Raw genomic sequence first — 17,145 nt, 5'->3', positions numbered from 1 at the left:
TAACCATAAAATATTAGTGATTATACGATAAAAAAGCGGGAATCCTCCCGCTTTTTACGATTATCGACGTAAGCCTAGTTTGTTAATTAACTCACGGTAACGAGTTACGTCTTTATTACGTAGATACGTAAGAAGATTACGACGTCTACCTACCATTTTCAAAAGACCGCGACGTGAGTGGTGATCTTTCTTATGAGTACGTAAATGCTCGTTCAAGTTGTTAATTGATTCTGTTAGGACAGCGATCTGAACTTCTGGAGATCCAGTATCAGATTCGTGTGTTTTGAACTCATTAATTAATTGAGTTTTACGCTCTTGAGTAATAGCCATCCTGTTTCACCTCCAAATCATGTTAGCCCCATCTACCTCGCAACCGTCGGTGAAGTCGGCCTGCCAAGTAAGTGGTTTTAAAGCTACAGGAATAATCATACTAAAAATATGCTGAATTTGCAAATGGTAGAGCTGTTTTTCTATGAATTTTTTGTTTGCCTTAGCTGATCTTGAAAAAACTGAATCGCTTCTTCTTTATCTTGACTGATTTGAGCCGTTAACTCCTGGATTCCGTTAAATTTTTGTTCACTGCGAATGCGTTTGAACCACTGTAATTTAATCGGTTCACCATATATTTCTTCGTTAAAATCAAAGAGGTTTACTTCAATGGCAGGCTGATCAGGGCGCTTTTCATAAAAGGTTGGTTTATAGCCAACGTTACAAACACCGTCATACACTTTGCCTTTGACTTCTGCTCTTACTGCATAAACCCCTGTTGGCGGAATAATGTATTCAGCAGATAAACCGACATTTGCAGTCGGAAAGCCGATCGTCCGTCCTCGCTTATCTCCATGAATGACAATACCGCGCAGCTGATAAGGTTTTCCTAAAAGCTCACTCACATATTCAACATCCCCATTTTTCAATGCGGAACGTATGAGTGTAGAGCTGACTTTTCGGTCTTGATTGGACAACTTAGGAACGATGGTGGCCGTGATACGCCCTTTTCCGTACTCATCGAATGTTTCCATTGTGCCTGCACCAAAACGGCCAAACGTAAAATCAAAACCGGCTACTGCGTGCTTCACATTCAGCTCATCCAAATATTGATCCACAAACTCTTGAGGAGACAGCGCTGCAAAGCTTTCGCTGAATTGCACAATGTATAAATAGTCAGCGCCCAGCTGTTCGATGAAATCAATTTTATCCTCAAGCGGTGTAATTAAGTCCTTTGGTTCACGTGCTTTTTGCAAAACATGTGATGGATGCGGATGAAAGGTCATGACTGCTAAAGCCAATCCTTCTTTTCTCGCAATTCTTTTCGCTGCGTCAATAACTTTTTGATGTCCGAGGTGAACACCGTCAAAATACCCTAAAGCCATAACAGACGGGTCTTGATCCTTTTGATTCAATGTATGTGGGTGTGAAATATGTATAGTCTTCACGAGATGGTCACCTTTTCTTTAAGATTGCTTGTCCTGAGATAAGATCTTCGCCGGCTTCATCAGATTCTGTTTGGTCGGATGCTTCATATATATCGCCATACAGCGGCCTGAAGGAGCAAAGACAGCGACACGTTCTTCCTCTGCAAAATGAGCGAATTCATCAGGCATTGGCAGGACTGCACCGTTTTCCACTTTACTTGCTAATGTATCATTTATCTCCCATTTCGGCAAATGATTGAGCGCGCGCTCGATCGAGACAAGGTGCTCATCTACTGCTCCTTCCTCGCTTATATTTCGGAGCTCATCAAGGGTGATGCATTCATCTAGTGTAAAATCACCTGACCCTGTGCGAATGAGATGTGACATATGGGCTGGAAACCCTAGTTTCTTTCCAATATCAACCGCTAAGGTTCTGACATACGTTCCTTTTGAGCATAAAACGGTGAATCTAAATGATACCTTTCCATTCTCAAATAAAGCAGGTGTTGTCCGCTCGATACGGTGAATCGTAATTTCACGGCTCGGCCGCTCAATTTCAATGCCTTCTCTTGCATATTCATAGAGTTTTTTCCCGCCAATTTTCACAGCAGAAAACATGGGAGGAATTTGTTCAATGGTTCCTTGAAACTGTTTCAGCACAGCATCAATTTCTTCTTCTGAGATGGGTTTTTGCACCTTTTCTTCTTCTACGATCTCACCTGTTTGGTCTTCTGTTGTTGTAGAAAAGCCAATCGTGATTTCTGCATCATACGTTTTCGATTTATCTGTTAAGTATTCGACAATCTTCGTTGCTCTTCCGATACAAATGGGCAGAACACCTGATACCTCCGGGTCGAGAGTGCCTGTATGTCCGACTTTTTTGGTATGCAAGATCTTTCTCACTTTGAACACACAGTCGTGAGAGGTCATTCCTCTTTCTTTATGTAATAAAAGAACACCATTTATCATCTGCGTTCTCTCCTTTCATAAACGATGAAAAAGGACAGACGATCATCGCCTATCCTTATTTCAACGTCTTATTCATGATCTTTTGTGTTTAGTTCAGCAATCAGGCTTTCAATTCGATTTCCATAATCTACGGATTCATCGAATTCAAAGTGCAGTTCTGGTGTTTTGCGAAGTCTAATTCGATTGCCAATTTCAGAGCGGATATACCCTTTAGCCTTTGCAAGGCCTTTTAAGGTTTCCTCTCTTTTTTTCTCGTCACCGAGAACAGAAATGTAAACTTTCGCAATTTGCAAATCACCGGATACTTCAACATCGGTTACAGTCAAAAAGCCAATTCTTGGATCTTTTAGCTTTCTGCCTAGGATGTCACCTAATTCTTTTTTCATCTGCTCACCCACGCGGGTTGCTCTCATACTCATGATCTTATCACCTCTAATTAAAACCACTCAGTTTTCGTGATCGTTCGTTCAATTTCAGGAAAAGAATCAATAAAGCTTAAAACACGCTGCAATTCCTTTTCCACTTGAACCCGAGAGGAGGAAATCACGGCGATTCCAATTGATGTACGCTGCCATGTGTCCTGGTAATCCATTTCAGCCATGGTTACATTGAATTTATGGCGCGTTCTTGTCAATATACGCTGAAGAACCGCACGTTTTTCCTTCAGTGAGGAGGCATCATAGATGATGCACTCACATTCGGTATAACCGATCATTTTCTTTCGATTTCTTGCATAACGAATGATTCCATGACATCACCTTCACGGATATCATTGTACTTCTTAATGGTAATACCACATTCATAGCCTTGTGAAACTTCTTTCACGTCATCTTTGAATCGTTTTAATACGTCGACTTCGCCTTCAAATATAACAACGCCGTCACGGATTAAGCGGATACCACTATCTCTTGTAATGGTTCCTTCAGTGACATAGCCACCAGCAATTGTACCGATTTTAGAAACTTTGAACGTTTGACGAACTTCAACTTGACCGATGACTTTTTCTTCATATTCAGGGTCAAGCATCCCTTTCATCGCAGCTTCAATTTCATCGATGACTTTATAAATAATGCGGTGTAAGCGGATATCTACGTTTTCTGTTTCAGCTGTGCTCTTCGCATTTCCATCAGGACGTACGTTAAATCCGATCACGATCGCATTAGAAGCACTTGCTAAAATAATATCAGATTCTGTAATCGCTCCAACACCCGTATGGATGATTTTCACTTTTACGCCTTCTACTTCAATTTTTTGAAGAGCGGCCGTCAGTGCTTCAGCAGAACCTTGTACGTCTGCTTTCACGATCAAGTTGATATCTTTCACTTCACCTTGTTTGATTTGCTCAAATAGGTCATCTAGAGATAATTTTGCTTTGTCTGAACGCTGTTCATCAAGCTGTTTCGAAGCACGCGCCTCACCCACTTGACGAGCTGTTTTTTCGTCTTTGAATACGAGGAACTGATCCCCTGCATTCGGTACATCATTTAAACCAGTGATTTCAACAGGTGTAGATGGTCCTGCTGTTTTCACGCGGCGTCCGATGTCATTAACCATTGCACGAACGCGGCCAAATGTATTTCCGACAACGATTGGGTCACCTACATGAAGTGTACCAGTTTGAACAAGAAGGGTTGCAACAGATCCTCTTCCTTTATCAAGCTCAGCCTCGATGACAGTCCCTTTTGCCGCACGACTTGGGTTGGCTTTCAGTTCTCCTACTTCGCTGACAAGAAGGATCATTTCGATCAATTCGTCAATGCCTTCACCTGTTTTTGCAGATAGAGGAACGAAGATCGTTTCGCCGCCCCAAGCTTCTGGTACTAAACCATGCTCAGTTAATTCCTGCATCACACGGTCAGGGTTCGCTGTTGGTTTGTCAATTTTGTTGACAGCGACAATGATTGGCACTTCTGCCGCTTTCGCATGGTTAATGGCTTCAATCGTTTGCGGCATCACGCCATCATCTGCTGCAACGACCAGAATTGTCGTATCTGTTACCTCAGCACCACGTGCACGCATCGTTGTAAATGCTGCGTGTCCAGGTGTATCAAGGAACGTGATTTTCTTGCCGTTTTCTTCAATTTGGTAAGCACCGATATGCTGCGTGATTCCACCAGCTTCGCCTTCGACGACTTTCGTCTTACGAATGCTGTCAAGAAGCGTTGTTTTCCCGTGGTCAACGTGTCCCATGATCGTCACAACTGGAGGGCGTACTTGCATATCTTCTTCTTTATCTTCAACTTCATACTTTTCAAGTTCAGTTTCTTCTAAAATAATGACTTCCTCTACTGGAACGCCATATTCAGAAGCGATTAATTCAACTGTATCTTTATCCAGCTCTTGGTTAATGGTTGCCATAACACCAAGCATCATCAGCTTTTTGATAATTTCAGCTGTTTCTTTTCCAAGCTCTTCAGCCAACTGGCCGACTGTCATTGAATTTGTAAATTCAATTTTTTCAGGAAGCTCTTTCTTAGGCTTCACAGGTCTAGCTTGCTGATGCTGCGGTTTGTTATTCCCACCGCGTTTATTTTTGTTTTTGTTTTGGTTGTTGTTTTTTTTGTTTTTATTAAATTGATTATTCTGCACGTCATTCTTCTTTCTATCATTGTTTTTGTTAGATGATTGTTTTTTTTGTTCTGCGGGTTTCTCGTTAGCTGTCTCTTTTGCTTTGGCTTTTTTGTAGATAGCGTCTAGCTTTTTCACAGTGTCGTCTTCAAGCGTCGCCATGTGGTTGTTCACTTCCACGTTCATATCCTTAAGCGCTGCTATAATATCTTTACTTGAAACATCTATGGCTTTTGCGTATTCATATACTCTCACTTTAGCCATTCGTTCACCCCCAAATAAATTAATCGAGCAAGCTTATCAGCTTCTTAGCGAAGCCTTGGTCAGTGACAGCGACAACTACGCGAGCTTCTTTCCCAATAGAACGTCCGAGAACGGAGCGGTCTTCAACTTTTCTAACCGGAACATTATAAAATTTGCATTTGTCAGATACCTTTTTCTCTGTGTTCGATGAGGCATCTGCTGCAAGAAGAACCAGCTTAGCACGCGCATGTCTAATTTCTTTGATCACAAGATCTTCTCCTGACACGACTTTACGAGCTCGATTTGCTAGACCAAGCAAAGGATACCATTCAGATTGAGTCATTTGGTTTTTTCACCTTTTCAGCTAGTTCTAGTAATTCTTCAAATATGTGTTCGTCAATCTGTGTCTGAAATTGCTGCTGTAAACTGCGTTTGTTCTTTGCCGCAAGAATGGTTTCTTTATCGAGAGAAAGGTAAGCTCCGCGTCCGTTCATTTTTCCGGTTGCGTCAACAGAGACTTCACCTTCTTTAGAACGAACAACACGGATCAGTTCTTTCTTTGGTTTCATTTCTCCCGTCACGACACATTTTCTAAGCGGGATTTTTTTTCGGCTATTCACCTTTTACATCACCTCTTATTCGTCAGATTCCTCAGCTACTGGTTCAGCCTCTAAGAAAAGAGATTCAGAGTCTTCAGTTCTTGGGAAAATACCGAGTTCCCTTGCATCTGTTTCGCTTTTAATGTCAATTTTCCAGCTAGTCAGCTTTGCTGCAAGACGAGCATTTTGACCTCTTTTACCAATGGCTAACGACAGCTGATAATCAGGGACAATCACTGTTGTCGCCTTATCTTCTTCATTTACAATGACATCAAGTACTTTTGATGGACTTAATGCATTGGCAACAAATTCAACCGGGTCATTAGACCAATGGACAATGTCAATTTTTTCGCCTTTTAGCTCGTTGACAATTGCTTGTACACGCTGACCTTTTGGTCCAACACAAGAACCAACTGGGTCAACATCAGGATCATCTGTACGAACAGATATTTTAGAACGGTCCCCAGCTTCTCTAGCAACCGATTTAAGCTCTACAGTACCATCATAAATTTCTGGCACTTCAATTTCAAATAAACGCTTTAAAAGACCTGGATGTGTTCTAGACACATAAATTTGTGGTCCTTTTGTTGTTTTTTCGACTTTTGTAATAAACACCTTAATGCGGTCATGTGGTTTGTAGTCCTCATTTGGCATTTGTTCGTTGACCGGAAGAAGGGCTTCGATTTTGCCAAGTGACACGTAAATGAATTTACTGTCAATTCGCTGAACGATTCCCGTCATAATGTCTTCCTCGCGATCGATAAACTCAGTGTAGATCACACCTCGCTCTGCTTCTCTCACTCGCTGCGTCACCACTTGTTTCGCAGTCTGAGCTGCAATGCGTCCGAAGTCTTTTGGCGTGACTTCAATTTCAACGACGTCACCTACCATGTAATTCGGGTTGATATTGGCTGCATCATCTACAGAGATTTCAAGGCGAGAATCATACACTTCATCTACAACATCTTTTCTTGCAAATACGCGAATCGTTCCCGTTTCGCGGTTTAAATCAACACGAACATTTTGTGCTTGATTAAAGTTACGCTTATATGCAGAAATGAGTGCAGCTTCTATCGCTTCAATAATAATTTCTTTACTAATACCCTTCTCTTTCTCAAGAACAGTCAGGGCATCTAACAACTCACTACTCATTTTTATGGTTCCCCCTTATATCAATGAAAAGGTTAATTGAACGAAACTGCTAATCTTGCGTTAGCTATTTTTTCGTATGGAATATTGATCTCTTTCTTTCTTGTCTTGATCTTCACTGTCACTGTTGCAATCTCACCATCAAAGCTTGTAAGCTCACCTTCAAATGCTTTTTCACCATCAATTGGTTCATATGTTTTCATGAAAACATTTTTTCCAAGTGCTTTTTCAAAATCAGCTTTTTTCTTTAATGGGCGCTCCGCTCCAGGAGAGGACACTTCAAGAAAGTAGTTTTGGCTAATCGGATCTGCCTCATCAAGCTTTTCGCTCAAGGCTTCGCTCACTTTGGCACATTCTTCGATATCGACGCCTTTATCAGAGTCAATAAACACGCGAAGGAACCAGTTTTGACCCTCTTTGACAAATTCAACATCAACGAGTTCAAGCTGTAAGCCATCTAAAATTGGCTGCACCATTTCGCTTACGACATCCACTACTTTTTTGCTCATTCTCTTCCTCCTTGTGCTTTCGATAAACGCTCTTATCAATCATTCTGCATAAAAACCCTGCTTTATGTGAGCAGGGGGAGCAGAAAACGGATGAATAATGTCGAGACAAAAATTGCCTGTTCAATACAAAAGAGCGGGTTTCCCCACTCTTGTCTCGGTAATCGTTAGCATTTCCATAAAAACTATACCATATCCAATTTTTTTATGCAAATGAAGTTCCTCCTTATAACAGGTACTCGTCAACCGTTTACTTTAGTACCTCTCTCTTCCTTTATATATAAACGAAAAGCCAATATGAACAGAACGGGCTGATGATAATCGCAGCTGTATACTATGAGAGAAGAACAGAACTCCCTAGAAAGATGATCCCCATCTATACTAAGTCATTTCTATGTCGAAAAAGCATTTTGTATTAAACAGAATGGTTAATACTTAATATAGAAGAAAAGAGTGTAAACGTTAAAGAAATAAGCAGTCTTCCATTTTAATCCCTTTGCCTTTGCTCCCTCACTTCAAAGAAAACCCTTCTAACTTGTTTCTAGCGAATAAAAAATTGAGAAAAAATTCACATCGAACTCCTTGGAGAGTAGTCGGAATACTGTACTGATAACCTTTCAATTACACATAAAGAAAGGACCATGTTTATATGGAGTTATTTAGCCAGAATTTTTAATAAGCCATGCATGTAATAGTACAGGTGCTTTCTGTGTTGAACTGCTATATTCATCTGGAACCTGTCTTAACGTTTGTTGTAAATTTTCATTTCCTATTAACGATAAAAATTCCATACTAAATGGGCTAAATCCTCCAATTATAGAAGTACCAATCTTATACATCATATCTTTTCTCGGTTTGGTAATATAGGTGAGTAACTGTTCAAACTCAGATAATGTCAACGAGGCATGATATTGATCATATAAATACAGTTCTTCTTCTTTGCTCTGAACTGAACTCAATCCACTTTCTATACTATCTCGATTTAAATCAACAATATAAATAATAGATTCATTTGATAAATAAGGAAGTAACTGTTCTAATAATTCGATCGGATTTTCAAATAGCCCAAAACACAGATGTATTAAAATCACATCATAAGTTTTAGCATGTGATGAAAATTTTTTTATATCTGTACAAATAAAATCGGCTTTTATATTTAATTTATTTGCACAATGTATGGCTTCTTCAGATGAATCAATCCCAGTCAAATCAGCTAGAGGTAATTGCTTAGATATATACTCAAGCATCTGACCTTGTCCACATCCTATATCTAAAATAGAGACAGGTGTTTTTTTGAATGTTAGTTGATAATAAGAAATGAAAGTTTCAGCTGATAGAAATCGAGTAAATGGTGTTTCTCTATTATCATAATTTGAACTTATTTTTCTTTTATCTGGATCCAAAAACCATGACTGAGCCAGAGCTCTTTTTACTTCAAGCTCTTTGATCTTTTCTTGTATTATCACAGGGTTTACCACCTTTATAAAAGCCTCACCAGTCAGTTTCAGATAATACGGGAGGTTTCGTTTTGAATTCCTTTACTTTGAGAGGGTGAAAAAAATGAATGAATAGATTATGAGAAACATGAAATGCTATTGCTGCTAAAATCCCAAATGCAAAGTATGAAATAACTGTAATTAATGTAAAAAGCGACATATAAGCAGTTGACTTAGCACTGCCTAATGGTATATGTAGCAATACAAATCCTATTGAACTTATACAGATTGATACCGCAACAGATTCCCAAAAATTTGTTAGTAATAAAACCGGAAGGACGAACCTCCAAATCAATTCTTCTGATAAAGCCGTTAAAGGAAGAAAAACGATTGAATCAACATTGACAACATATCTACCTTTAAATACAATCACTTTGTTTTTTACTTTCCATAGCACTGATGGTAAAAGTACTCCTAACAAAAAGAAAAATAAAATGCCAAATACATTTTTACTATTCGAGAATTCAACAAAGAGTTCTTGAGAAAATGCTCCACAGCATATAGAAGCTCCGACAATGGTGAGTCCATCATAGCTCCTCTGAGGTGTGATATATGTTGTTAGCCTTCGATCGGGTGTTGATTTAGCTCTCATGATTTTAACAACCATTTTAGAGCTTAAGGGACCCAAAAAGTGAATGAGGATCCCTAAAGCTGCTATCATTGAAATCATTTATTTAAGTACCCGCAATCAATGTATAAATTGGGGCATCATCTACCCCATTAAACCCACCGATCAATTCCATCAACTCATCATCGATAAACCCTCCGAACGGTCGACTATTAATCTTCTGTGCAGTAGATAGCATGATCATATTTTGCATGACATGTCCTGCCTCCATAAAAACAAAGCGATAAGAACGATGTCCATACTTAAATCGAGAACGCCAAAAATTAACTGAAATGACTACAGCAAATGCAAAATCTTGAACCGATTCTTCTTGTAACATTATTTTCTCAAATTCTTTTTCGGAGTAATCACCCATTTTAGTCAATCCTCTTCTATACGGATCGAAATGATAGACACCTTTGTCTAAAGTATCCACTTTGTTGGCTACAATGAATAGATCTAGAGGATAGAGCGCACCCCCAGATGGTATAGGACGTCTAGGCCCTTCTTTACGCTCTACCAAACCATAACTCTTCTGTAAAACTGTTGAGAGTTGTTCTAATGAAACACTCCCCCCGCTAAAATAATCTGCACTTCTTCGTCCCTTAATGACATCGTCTAAAGATATATTTGTATTTAATGGTTTAGGTAGTGAAATTAATGGTAGGTCATCAAATCTTTTACTTGCATGTGTAGCAATCTTTTGCAAAGTTTGAGATCGAAGCAGCCCTGCAACACCAGGAGCGTCCCATGCCATTGAACCTCTATAGATTTTTGTTGCTTCAAACCAATTTTCAGAAGGATCATCAAACCGTAATGCTTCGTTTCCATACACAACATCAGCCAAATTAGTAGCATGTCTTTCAATACTATTCATATATTTAATCACCTTTCTACGATATTAAGGAAATGGATGCGGAATTGGATTCAGTTCTTCTAATTTAAAAGGTTTATCTGCTAAACCTAGATGATAAGAATGTTTTAAAATTCGTTCTCCACCCAACATTCTACCTCTATATAGAACATCAATCGGTTTATATCCAGGAATAATTGATTTTACGACATAGGCACCAGCATCTTTTATATCAGGACTGGTTAAATCAAAAGTTGCTACATGATATCCTTGTTTTGATAAATGACTGACGAGATTAGTCCATAAGATGTCTGGAGAACCATCATCAAACGGTGTATAATCTTTAACGTCCACTAATTTCTCACTCGCAGTTAAAAAATCAGCTTCTTTCACAATAGCTGTTCCCGCATAGAGTTTAATATGATCTTCAAAACTATTTATATCACGATGATAATCTACATCTACTAGCGCATTCCCTAATCGTTGTTCTGTTTTTACCCAAGTTCTTGTATACATTCCCTCTATTGCAGCTTTCTCACATGCTCTTTCAATTGAATGAGCAGAGGCAGCGCCAATAGCAAATGGAGCTAAATCTGTATGAGGATTTCTTATCACTGCCAAAATAGTAGGTACACCAGAAAAAACGGTCATGTCTACTAAATGCAAATCAAGAGATGTAGGTTTAATATATCGTTCATAGAAATGTTTTAATCTAGGTGAAGTATTAATATCGATCTGCGGTAAACTTAACTTATTGTACCAAGTAAGCATAAATGCATCTCTTTCAATTGTTTCAAATAAACCTGAGATTGCCGCTTCTTGATATGTAATACCACAAGCTAGTCCATTACTAGTTGCATGACCAATATTTGGGTCTCCTGGCCACTCAGTATAGTTTGCAATATGAATTAATTGAGCAGGCGTCCAAACTTCTTCATTATTTTCAGCAATATGACCTTTTCTCCACCATAATTTTGTATCTTCATTCCATACATTATGAGGAAAATTCGGATCTTCATATTGAGTGACAGCATACATTTCCCACTTATCAAAGCCAATTACTGATTTGCCTTCATTGATTAAGTCCTTTTGTGTTCCAAAACATACAACATCAGAGTTTAAAGGTAAATAAGCTGCACTATATCTTTCTACCGTTTCACCTATAGCTGCTAATCTGGCTGCTGCTGGATTAGCAGATCCTCCCCCATTATAAGAATTAGATGGTACTCCAAATAAAATATTACTGTCTGTACCATGCGCTCCATATGAATGACCCCATATATCATCAACGTCTCTGAGTTTTCTATACTCTCTACGGACTATCCCAACATAAGGATCCGCCAATTGGTCAAGTATCTTCCATGACTCTTCTAATGTTGTCCATTTATTAACCATAATTAATTATTCACCTCACCATGAAACCAAACTTGAGGAAAACCGGTATCTGCAGCTGGAGAACACTTAGGGCATCTTGGTACTCTATAAACACGATGATTATGAACAGATACTCCCTTATCATCTAAATTAATTGTTGTAAATCCACCTGGTGTTGCACTTGGTGCGTAATCTTTTAAAGTGAGCCATTCTAGAATTAAATTAATTGCAATCCCGATTTGAACTAAATTAATCGGCATATGATAAACCGGTTTCTTTTCAGGATTTACAGGTTTAATTTTCATTAAGTCTGAACGCAATACTTCGTCAGAAAAGTTTGCTGATTTTCGAAGGTTATAGCAATGTAAACAAGCTGATTGATGTGGTATAAAAAATGGACCTACCCAAGATGTCTGTCCGTCATATGGCACAATGCTTAACCAAGGTATATGGTCTTCTAATGCTAGATCATTTATTTCTTCAAAAATTGGATCTAGATGAGAATTACCAATAGCCACTCTCACATCTGGTTGCTTGGTTAATTCTCCTTTAAGTGCTACATTGAGCCCTGCCTCTTGCAAATGACGAATGAATTCTACAGCAACTGGGTTATAATCCTGCGTAATCACTTCAACAATCCCTGTTTTTAAACGATCAAGTATATCTTCAACCAATACTTGGCTACCGGCTCTTTCATAAGACAAAAGCGCAGTCAAATCAAAGTTCATATCAGTCTTAACACATATTCCATTCACAACTAAAAATTCGAGGACATGTTTTAATTGATCACTCTCAATTTCAAAATTCTCCTCTAGCTCTTTAATTGAAACCCCATTATCTTTCGTGAGATAATTAGAAATCTCTTGAATAAATTCAATAATTCCTTCACCTTCAATTTTGGTGACAGTTTGCGCTTTTAAACCAATCAAACTGCCTTCTAAACTACCCAGCGTAACGTGTGGTGCTAATTTATATCTCGTGCTTTCTTGTTCTTTGACAAACATACATTATTCCTCCTTTAAGAATAACTAATTTGTATTTTTAGATAATTGTGCACTTGTTGGGGGGTGACCAATTATTTGTTCTAGCGTTTTCGTAAATGGCTTTAAATGTTTTGAAGAAGAATATTCCTGAAACCCGACTAACCATTCTAATACATCTAAAGGCATATTATTCTGGGATAAAATTGTTATAACCTCTTCTTTACTTTTACAATATAATTCAATGTTCATGTCTAAATCCTCTTCAAAGATATCCTTCAGCCTACTCATACTTACTAACTCTGGTCCTGTTAAATCATAAGCTTTTCCAGCACGCTTTCTAACATCTTTTTTAGGGATCAAACATGCCTTTACAACATCTCTTGTATTGATCCAATTAACTCCCTCGGGAGAAAATGCAGTTATTAATTTTCCAGTAGCACCTGCCCATCCTCTATAAAGTTCTATATTGATATCAAGCGGTGAAGTCCTATAAAGCATACTATTCTGATAAATTTCCAATAATTCACTTTCAAGAGAACCTAGTTCATCCTCGACATTATGCCTTCTATTAGATAAAATAATTGTTTCCGTTTGAAAATCAGTATTATTTATAAAGTATTCTTTGTCATAACTAACAGCTCCGCCCAAATCAATTATTTGAACAGGGTAGTCGTCATAATCAACTCTCATCTTCTCTAAATAGACTTTTATTGGTTCTCTAATACCGACATAATGAATACTCATAAACAGCACTTCCCTCTTTTCTCTTTCTTGACTCTCAGTTAAATAAAATGGTTAAACTTTTAACAAAAATAGTAATCTTCTTTTTGAGTTCTTCATAACATAGTTAACCTCGACTTTTTTCATACATTTACTTAACTTAATATCTAAATACCCAAAACGTTTGATCCAAATTAACATCACCTCTCAATTAAAAAACAACATCGAGACCATATAATGACTTTAAATACATAAAATTTTAATTATAGTATTATTTTCCATGGTCATATTAAACCACACTTTTCTGGTGTTATCAATGTACTTTTCAGAAAATATAAAACTTTCACACTTAATTATTGACAAATAAAGACTTATGAACCATCATATGTAATATATCAACTACATAATCTATGTTGATAAATTTTATTTAAGGAGGTTTAAAGATGACTAAAATTACAATTCCAACTGCTTTGTCTGCTAAGGTACATGGGGAAGGTCAACATTTATTCGAACCAATGGCTGCGCGTTGCACTTGCACAACAATCATCTCAAGTTCTTCAACTTTCTAATCAACTTTAGGGTTTTTCGCAATATATGATTGAAAAGATCTCCCACACACTTAGCGAAGCAGACTTAGCTAGGTGTGTGGGCATCTTTTATTTGAAAAAAAATTTCCCATACTTATTCTCCTTAACGAAAACCTTGCATTTAACTCGCATTTGTAAAGCTTCATCTTATAATTAAACTAATACTTGTACTTCAATTTAAATTCTCTATATGACTGTTTCTCTTACGTATATTTGAATGTTTAACCCAAAGGCACACTAATGGATAGTGGATAAAACAAAAAAAGGCTATTGAGATTTTTCTCAACAGCCTACTACATTAACTATCGATTACTTTCACACTGCTTAAATCAGCCCCTTCTCCTTCTAAGATATGATAAGTCATTTTATCCATTGTCACTCCAATAAAATTTAATTTTTTAAACGTACATGATTTGAAATTAACATTTATTAATTTAGAATTCTCAAAAGAGATGTTTTTAAAATAACAATTTTCAAATGAAACATTTATTAAAGATGATTCATCAATACGAACATTGGGTAAATGACAGCCATATAAAGATGAATTCGTTATCTCACAATGTTCAAAATGAGATTGAGTCAAATCACTCTTTTCAAAAGTTGATGTGGAAATTTTAGAATTGCTAACATTCATTTTTCTCAGATAACACCCATTAAATTCTGAATGGTTCATCACTTTTTGTACGATCGATAGCCCTTTAAAATCGCACAACTTATACTTAACATTTATAAAAGTCAGCCAATCTAAATCAGCATTAACAAATATTTTTTTCACATGCTCTACTCGGTTATGATCATCAATAACTAATGTATTGACATCAATGCTTATTTCACCTGATTTCAGCTTTTCAATAAGCATATCCTGAACTTCTTCATCTTTTGTTCCAGCATTTTTCAGTTTTAATTTAACATTTCCAAGCATCTCTAATAATTCTTTTTTCTTTTCTTCATATGTTTTGTCTTTTTTATATGGCCGAAAACAACTTTCAACATATAATTTTAACTTTTCACTTAACATTGCCCCACTCCTTTTATAAAAAGACGGCTTACAAGTATTGATTTTTCGGTCAACGTTCTAGAAATTAGACTACTTGAAGTTTAGATAAATCATTAAAATTTAAGTTAGTTTATGTGCATAACATTCAGTTGAAATTTTTATAGCCTAGCCCCTGGCTCTCTTTATATATTTTTTATAGCCAACCAACGAAAGAATAAATCCTAACAGTGTATAACCTATAAGGACTACTGTTACTAAGATCAAATTCTCCCCCCCGGGTAGTGTTGATACTGATTGCACTAACCCTTGATGTGCCCAATACTGCGGGAAGAGCATACCAATTATTTTTAAATAACTAGGTAATTGATCAAATGGAGTCCATAAACCACAAGCAACCGCTGTCCCTAAAGCAATCATGTTCGTCATCACTAAGCCTGTATTCTCAGTTTTAGCAAATGCGGCGATGGCTACTCCCCATGAAGTGACTTGCATTGATAATAGGACAACTACTAAGAAATACGAGCTGTATTGTGTTATTTCAATACCATATAAGTAAACACCCAAAATGGTTAACAACAAAACTTGAAATAAAATGATGACAAAAAACGGAACGCACTTTCCAAGAAAAAAATTATGCGGCTGTAAGGGAGTACTTGCCAGCCTTGCCACAATTCCTTTCTCTCGATCTTTTACAAAGCTAATTACAATTGAAATAATAACAAATGTGGAAAAAAACACGCTCATTCCTGTAACCGATTGAGAAGCAACTAATGTTTTTTGTGCTTGTGAACTACCTGATGTAAATAATTCTATTAAAAGAATAATTGAAGCAACTGGCAACAAAATGGTCCAGAACAACAAAGATCGATCTTTCACCTGTTTTATAGATTCGATGCGGACTAATGGCCACATAAAAATCACTCCCGTTATATTAATTTAATTCAAATTCTTATATCACTTTTAAAATAATCACATTTTTTAATTATTTTACCATTTATGGATGTGTTTAATTATAATTAGTCAAATAATCTTAACTAACCTACTTATTATTTTAAATAGAAGGTTCACACAAGGTAATTCTGTTCGTTTGATTTATGCCTCTTCACTATGTCAGTCACTCTTATAAGTTATATGAATTGAAATATGAGAGTGGTTTTCATTCATAAAGACATTTTTATTGGAATTGATCCCGCAAATCCGTTCCTGTTAATTGAAAAAATACATCTTCAAGTCTTGGTCTGTACAAAGATAATTGTTCGGGTACCAATGATTCTTTTTTACTCAGTTTAGCCAAACCTTCTAAAGTTTCTAATGGTTTTGTTGTTTTAACTAACACACCGCCTTGATAAGTTACAAAATCATACCCGAGACTAGTTAATGTTTTATTAGGAATCATAGATTCAAAAAAGACAGATGTTTCTGCATAACGATTCAAAAGTTCACCTATTTTTCCTTCTTCAATAATTTTTCCTTTATCAATGAAAGCCACATAATCACATAAACTCTCTATTTCCTCCATATAATGACTAACATAGATAATAGTTCTTCCCTCTTCCTTCAATTTGTTGATTATGTCAAAAATATAACGTCTTGATTGAGGATCTACCCCCACTGTCGGTTCATCTAAAAGAATTAACTCAGGGGCGTGCATGAGAGCGCAGCCAATATTCAAACGGCGTTTCATTCCTCCTGAAAAATTTTCAACTATATCATTTGCTCTTTCCCACAATCCTACATCTTTTAGTGTTTTTTCTACTCTTTCATCTAATGTTTTCCCTTTTAAACCATAAATCTGTCCAAAAAACTCCATATTTACTTTAGCTGTTAATTTTTCCTCTAAGCTGATGTCTTGCGGGATGTAGCCAAGCGCACTTTTAGACTCACCAACATGCTCAACTTTTCCTTCATAAGATTTAATTATATGAGATATAATTTTCATCAAGGTTGATTTACCAGAGCCGTTTGGACCTATTAATCCATAACAAACTCCTTCTGGAATCGTTAATGTAATACTTCTTAATGCTTGGGAAGTTCCATATTTTTTACTGACGTTCTCTATTTTCAACATTCGGCATTCTT

The 17,145-nt window shown here is 37.0% G+C and carries 20 protein-coding genes; 1 reads left to right on the top strand and 19 read right to left on the bottom strand.

Annotation, left to right across the window (positions count from 1 at the left end):
- Window positions 1–60: 60 nt before the first annotated feature.
- From rpsO to C6Y02_RS06130, 16 genes are all read right to left on the bottom strand, one after another.
- The gene (gene rpsO / locus C6Y02_RS06205; RefSeq protein ID WP_008354438.1) at window positions 61–330 is read right to left on the bottom strand and encodes a 30S ribosomal protein S15; all 270 of its coding nucleotides are present in this window, start codon (window positions 328–330) and stop codon (window positions 61–63) included.
- 140 nt (window positions 331–470) lie between these two features.
- Entirely contained in the window at window positions 471–1,436 is a 966-nt protein-coding gene (gene ribF, locus C6Y02_RS06200) for a bifunctional riboflavin kinase/FAD synthetase (protein ID WP_106030864.1), read from the bottom strand.
- An 18-nt stretch (window positions 1,437–1,454) separates the two neighbouring features.
- Complete coding sequence (gene truB, locus C6Y02_RS06195; RefSeq protein ID WP_106030863.1) at window positions 1,455–2,384, bottom strand: tRNA pseudouridine(55) synthase TruB; 930 nt, start codon at window positions 2,382–2,384, stop codon at window positions 1,455–1,457.
- Between the two features lie 68 nt (window positions 2,385–2,452).
- Window positions 2,453–2,803 carry a 30S ribosome-binding factor RbfA gene (gene rbfA / locus C6Y02_RS06190; RefSeq protein WP_007499525.1) on the bottom strand — a complete coding sequence of 117 codons (351 nt, stop codon included), beginning with the start codon at window positions 2,801–2,803 and terminating at the stop codon, window positions 2,453–2,455.
- Window positions 2,804–2,820: 17 nt separating this feature from the next.
- Entirely contained in the window at window positions 2,821–3,099 is a 279-nt protein-coding gene (locus tag C6Y02_RS06185; RefSeq protein WP_012009994.1) for a DUF503 domain-containing protein, read from the bottom strand.
- Entirely contained in the window at window positions 3,096–5,216 is a 2,121-nt protein-coding gene (gene infB, locus C6Y02_RS06180) for a translation initiation factor IF-2 (RefSeq protein WP_106030862.1), read from the bottom strand. Before infB ends, C6Y02_RS06185 begins: the two co-directional genes overlap by 4 nt.
- Window positions 5,217–5,235: 19 nt before the next feature.
- Window positions 5,236–5,538: a YlxQ family RNA-binding protein gene (locus C6Y02_RS06175; protein ID WP_034662287.1), complete on the bottom strand. Its 303-nt coding sequence runs from the start codon at window positions 5,536–5,538 to the stop codon at window positions 5,236–5,238.
- Entirely contained in the window at window positions 5,525–5,815 is a 291-nt protein-coding gene (gene rnpM / locus C6Y02_RS06170) for an RNase P modulator RnpM (protein ID WP_034662290.1), read from the bottom strand. The genes C6Y02_RS06175 and rnpM overlap by 14 nt, the downstream gene beginning before the upstream one ends.
- A 15-nt stretch (window positions 5,816–5,830) precedes the next feature.
- On the bottom strand, window positions 5,831–6,946 hold the full coding sequence (gene nusA, locus C6Y02_RS06165) for a transcription termination factor NusA (RefSeq protein ID WP_007499530.1): 1,116 nt from the start codon (window positions 6,944–6,946) through the stop codon (window positions 5,831–5,833).
- Between the two features lie 32 nt (window positions 6,947–6,978).
- A complete protein-coding gene (rimP, locus tag C6Y02_RS06160) occupies window positions 6,979–7,452 on the bottom strand; it encodes a ribosome maturation factor RimP (protein ID WP_003211398.1) in 474 nt (157 codons plus the stop codon).
- 656 nt (window positions 7,453–8,108) lie between these two features.
- Window positions 8,109–8,915, bottom strand: coding sequence for a class I SAM-dependent methyltransferase (locus C6Y02_RS06155; RefSeq protein WP_189318233.1), 807 nt, complete (start codon window positions 8,913–8,915; stop codon window positions 8,109–8,111).
- Between the two features lie 25 nt (window positions 8,916–8,940).
- On the bottom strand, window positions 8,941–9,615 hold the full coding sequence (locus tag C6Y02_RS06150) for a CPBP family intramembrane glutamic endopeptidase (RefSeq protein WP_106030860.1): 675 nt from the start codon (window positions 9,613–9,615) through the stop codon (window positions 8,941–8,943).
- A 4-nt stretch (window positions 9,616–9,619) separates the two neighbouring features.
- Window positions 9,620–10,429 (bottom strand): SagB/ThcOx family dehydrogenase, encoded by an 810-nt coding sequence (locus C6Y02_RS06145; RefSeq protein ID WP_106030859.1) that lies wholly within the window; start codon window positions 10,427–10,429, stop codon window positions 9,620–9,622.
- A gap of 24 nt (window positions 10,430–10,453) precedes the next feature.
- Window positions 10,454–11,800 carry a YcaO-like family protein gene (locus C6Y02_RS06140; protein ID WP_106030858.1) on the bottom strand — a complete coding sequence of 449 codons (1,347 nt, stop codon included), beginning with the start codon at window positions 11,798–11,800 and terminating at the stop codon, window positions 10,454–10,456.
- A gap of 2 nt (window positions 11,801–11,802) precedes the next feature.
- Entirely contained in the window at window positions 11,803–12,783 is a 981-nt protein-coding gene (locus C6Y02_RS06135) for a TOMM precursor leader peptide-binding protein (protein ID WP_106030857.1), read from the bottom strand.
- 24 nt (window positions 12,784–12,807) lie between these two features.
- A complete protein-coding gene (locus C6Y02_RS06130; protein WP_106030856.1) occupies window positions 12,808–13,506 on the bottom strand; it encodes a Rossmann-fold NAD(P)-binding domain-containing protein in 699 nt (232 codons plus the stop codon).
- Window positions 13,507–13,925: 419 nt separating this feature from the next.
- Here C6Y02_RS06130 and C6Y02_RS06125 point away from each other — a divergent pair, with 419 nt between their 5' ends.
- Window positions 13,926–14,051: a plantazolicin family TOMM peptide gene (locus tag C6Y02_RS06125; RefSeq protein WP_003212531.1), complete on the top strand. Its 126-nt coding sequence runs from the start codon at window positions 13,926–13,928 to the stop codon at window positions 14,049–14,051.
- 316 nt (window positions 14,052–14,367) lie between these two features.
- Here C6Y02_RS06125 and C6Y02_RS06120 read toward each other — a convergent pair whose 3' ends face one another.
- The 3 genes from C6Y02_RS06120 to C6Y02_RS06110 form a co-directional block, all read right to left on the bottom strand.
- Entirely contained in the window at window positions 14,368–15,087 is a 720-nt protein-coding gene (locus C6Y02_RS06120; protein WP_106030855.1) for a pentapeptide repeat-containing protein, read from the bottom strand.
- 144 nt (window positions 15,088–15,231) lie between these two features.
- Complete coding sequence (locus tag C6Y02_RS06115) at window positions 15,232–15,978, bottom strand: ABC transporter permease (RefSeq protein ID WP_003212220.1); 747 nt, start codon at window positions 15,976–15,978, stop codon at window positions 15,232–15,234.
- A gap of 262 nt (window positions 15,979–16,240) precedes the next feature.
- The gene (locus C6Y02_RS06110) at window positions 16,241–17,134 is read right to left on the bottom strand and encodes an ABC transporter ATP-binding protein (RefSeq protein ID WP_106030854.1); all 894 of its coding nucleotides are present in this window, start codon (window positions 17,132–17,134) and stop codon (window positions 16,241–16,243) included.
- Window positions 17,135–17,145: the final 11 nt, after the last annotated feature.

Origin of the sequence: Bacillus sp. NMCC4, from assembly GCF_002998555.1 — a bacterium.
Lineage (GTDB): Bacteria > Bacillota > Bacilli > Bacillales > Bacillaceae > Bacillus.
The sequence above is the reverse complement of the archived record's forward strand: the minus strand, read 5'-3'. Positions and strand labels throughout refer to the sequence as shown.

Coding starts and splice junctions, on each gene's coding strand:
- rpsO (WP_008354438.1), bottom strand. CDS start 330: ATGGCTATTACTCAAGAGCGTAAAACTCAATTAATTAATGAGTTCAAA.
- truB (WP_106030863.1), bottom strand. CDS start 2,384: ATGATAAATGGTGTTCTTTTATTACATAAAGAAAGAGGAATGACCTCT.
- rbfA (WP_007499525.1), bottom strand. CDS start 2,803: ATGAGTATGAGAGCAACCCGCGTGGGTGAGCAGATGAAAAAAGAATTA.
- C6Y02_RS06185 (WP_012009994.1), bottom strand. CDS start 3,099: ATGATCGGTTATACCGAATGTGAGTGCATCATCTATGATGCCTCCTCA.
- infB (WP_106030862.1), bottom strand. CDS start 5,216: ATGGCTAAAGTGAGAGTATATGAATACGCAAAAGCCATAGATGTTTCA.
- C6Y02_RS06175 (WP_034662287.1), bottom strand. CDS start 5,538: ATGACTCAATCTGAATGGTATCCTTTGCTTGGTCTAGCAAATCGAGCT.
- nusA (WP_007499530.1), bottom strand. CDS start 6,946: ATGAGTAGTGAGTTGTTAGATGCCCTGACTGTTCTTGAGAAAGAGAAG.
- rimP (WP_003211398.1), bottom strand. CDS start 7,452: ATGAGCAAAAAAGTAGTGGATGTCGTAAGCGAAATGGTGCAGCCAATT.
- C6Y02_RS06150 (WP_106030860.1), bottom strand. CDS start 9,615: ATGATTTCAATGATAGCAGCTTTAGGGATCCTCATTCACTTTTTGGGT.
- C6Y02_RS06145 (WP_106030859.1), bottom strand. CDS start 10,429: ATGAATAGTATTGAAAGACATGCTACTAATTTGGCTGATGTTGTGTAT.
- C6Y02_RS06140 (WP_106030858.1), bottom strand. CDS start 11,800: ATGGTTAATAAATGGACAACATTAGAAGAGTCATGGAAGATACTTGAC.
- C6Y02_RS06135 (WP_106030857.1), bottom strand. CDS start 12,783: ATGTTTGTCAAAGAACAAGAAAGCACGAGATATAAATTAGCACCACAC.
- C6Y02_RS06130 (WP_106030856.1), bottom strand. CDS start 13,506: ATGAGTATTCATTATGTCGGTATTAGAGAACCAATAAAAGTCTATTTA.
- C6Y02_RS06125 (WP_003212531.1), top strand. CDS start 13,926: ATGACTAAAATTACAATTCCAACTGCTTTGTCTGCTAAGGTACATGGG.
- C6Y02_RS06120 (WP_106030855.1), bottom strand. CDS start 15,087: ATGTTAAGTGAAAAGTTAAAATTATATGTTGAAAGTTGTTTTCGGCCA.
- C6Y02_RS06115 (WP_003212220.1), bottom strand. CDS start 15,978: ATGTGGCCATTAGTCCGCATCGAATCTATAAAACAGGTGAAAGATCGA.
- C6Y02_RS06110 (WP_106030854.1), bottom strand. CDS start 17,134: ATGTTGAAAATAGAGAACGTCAGTAAAAAATATGGAACTTCCCAAGCA.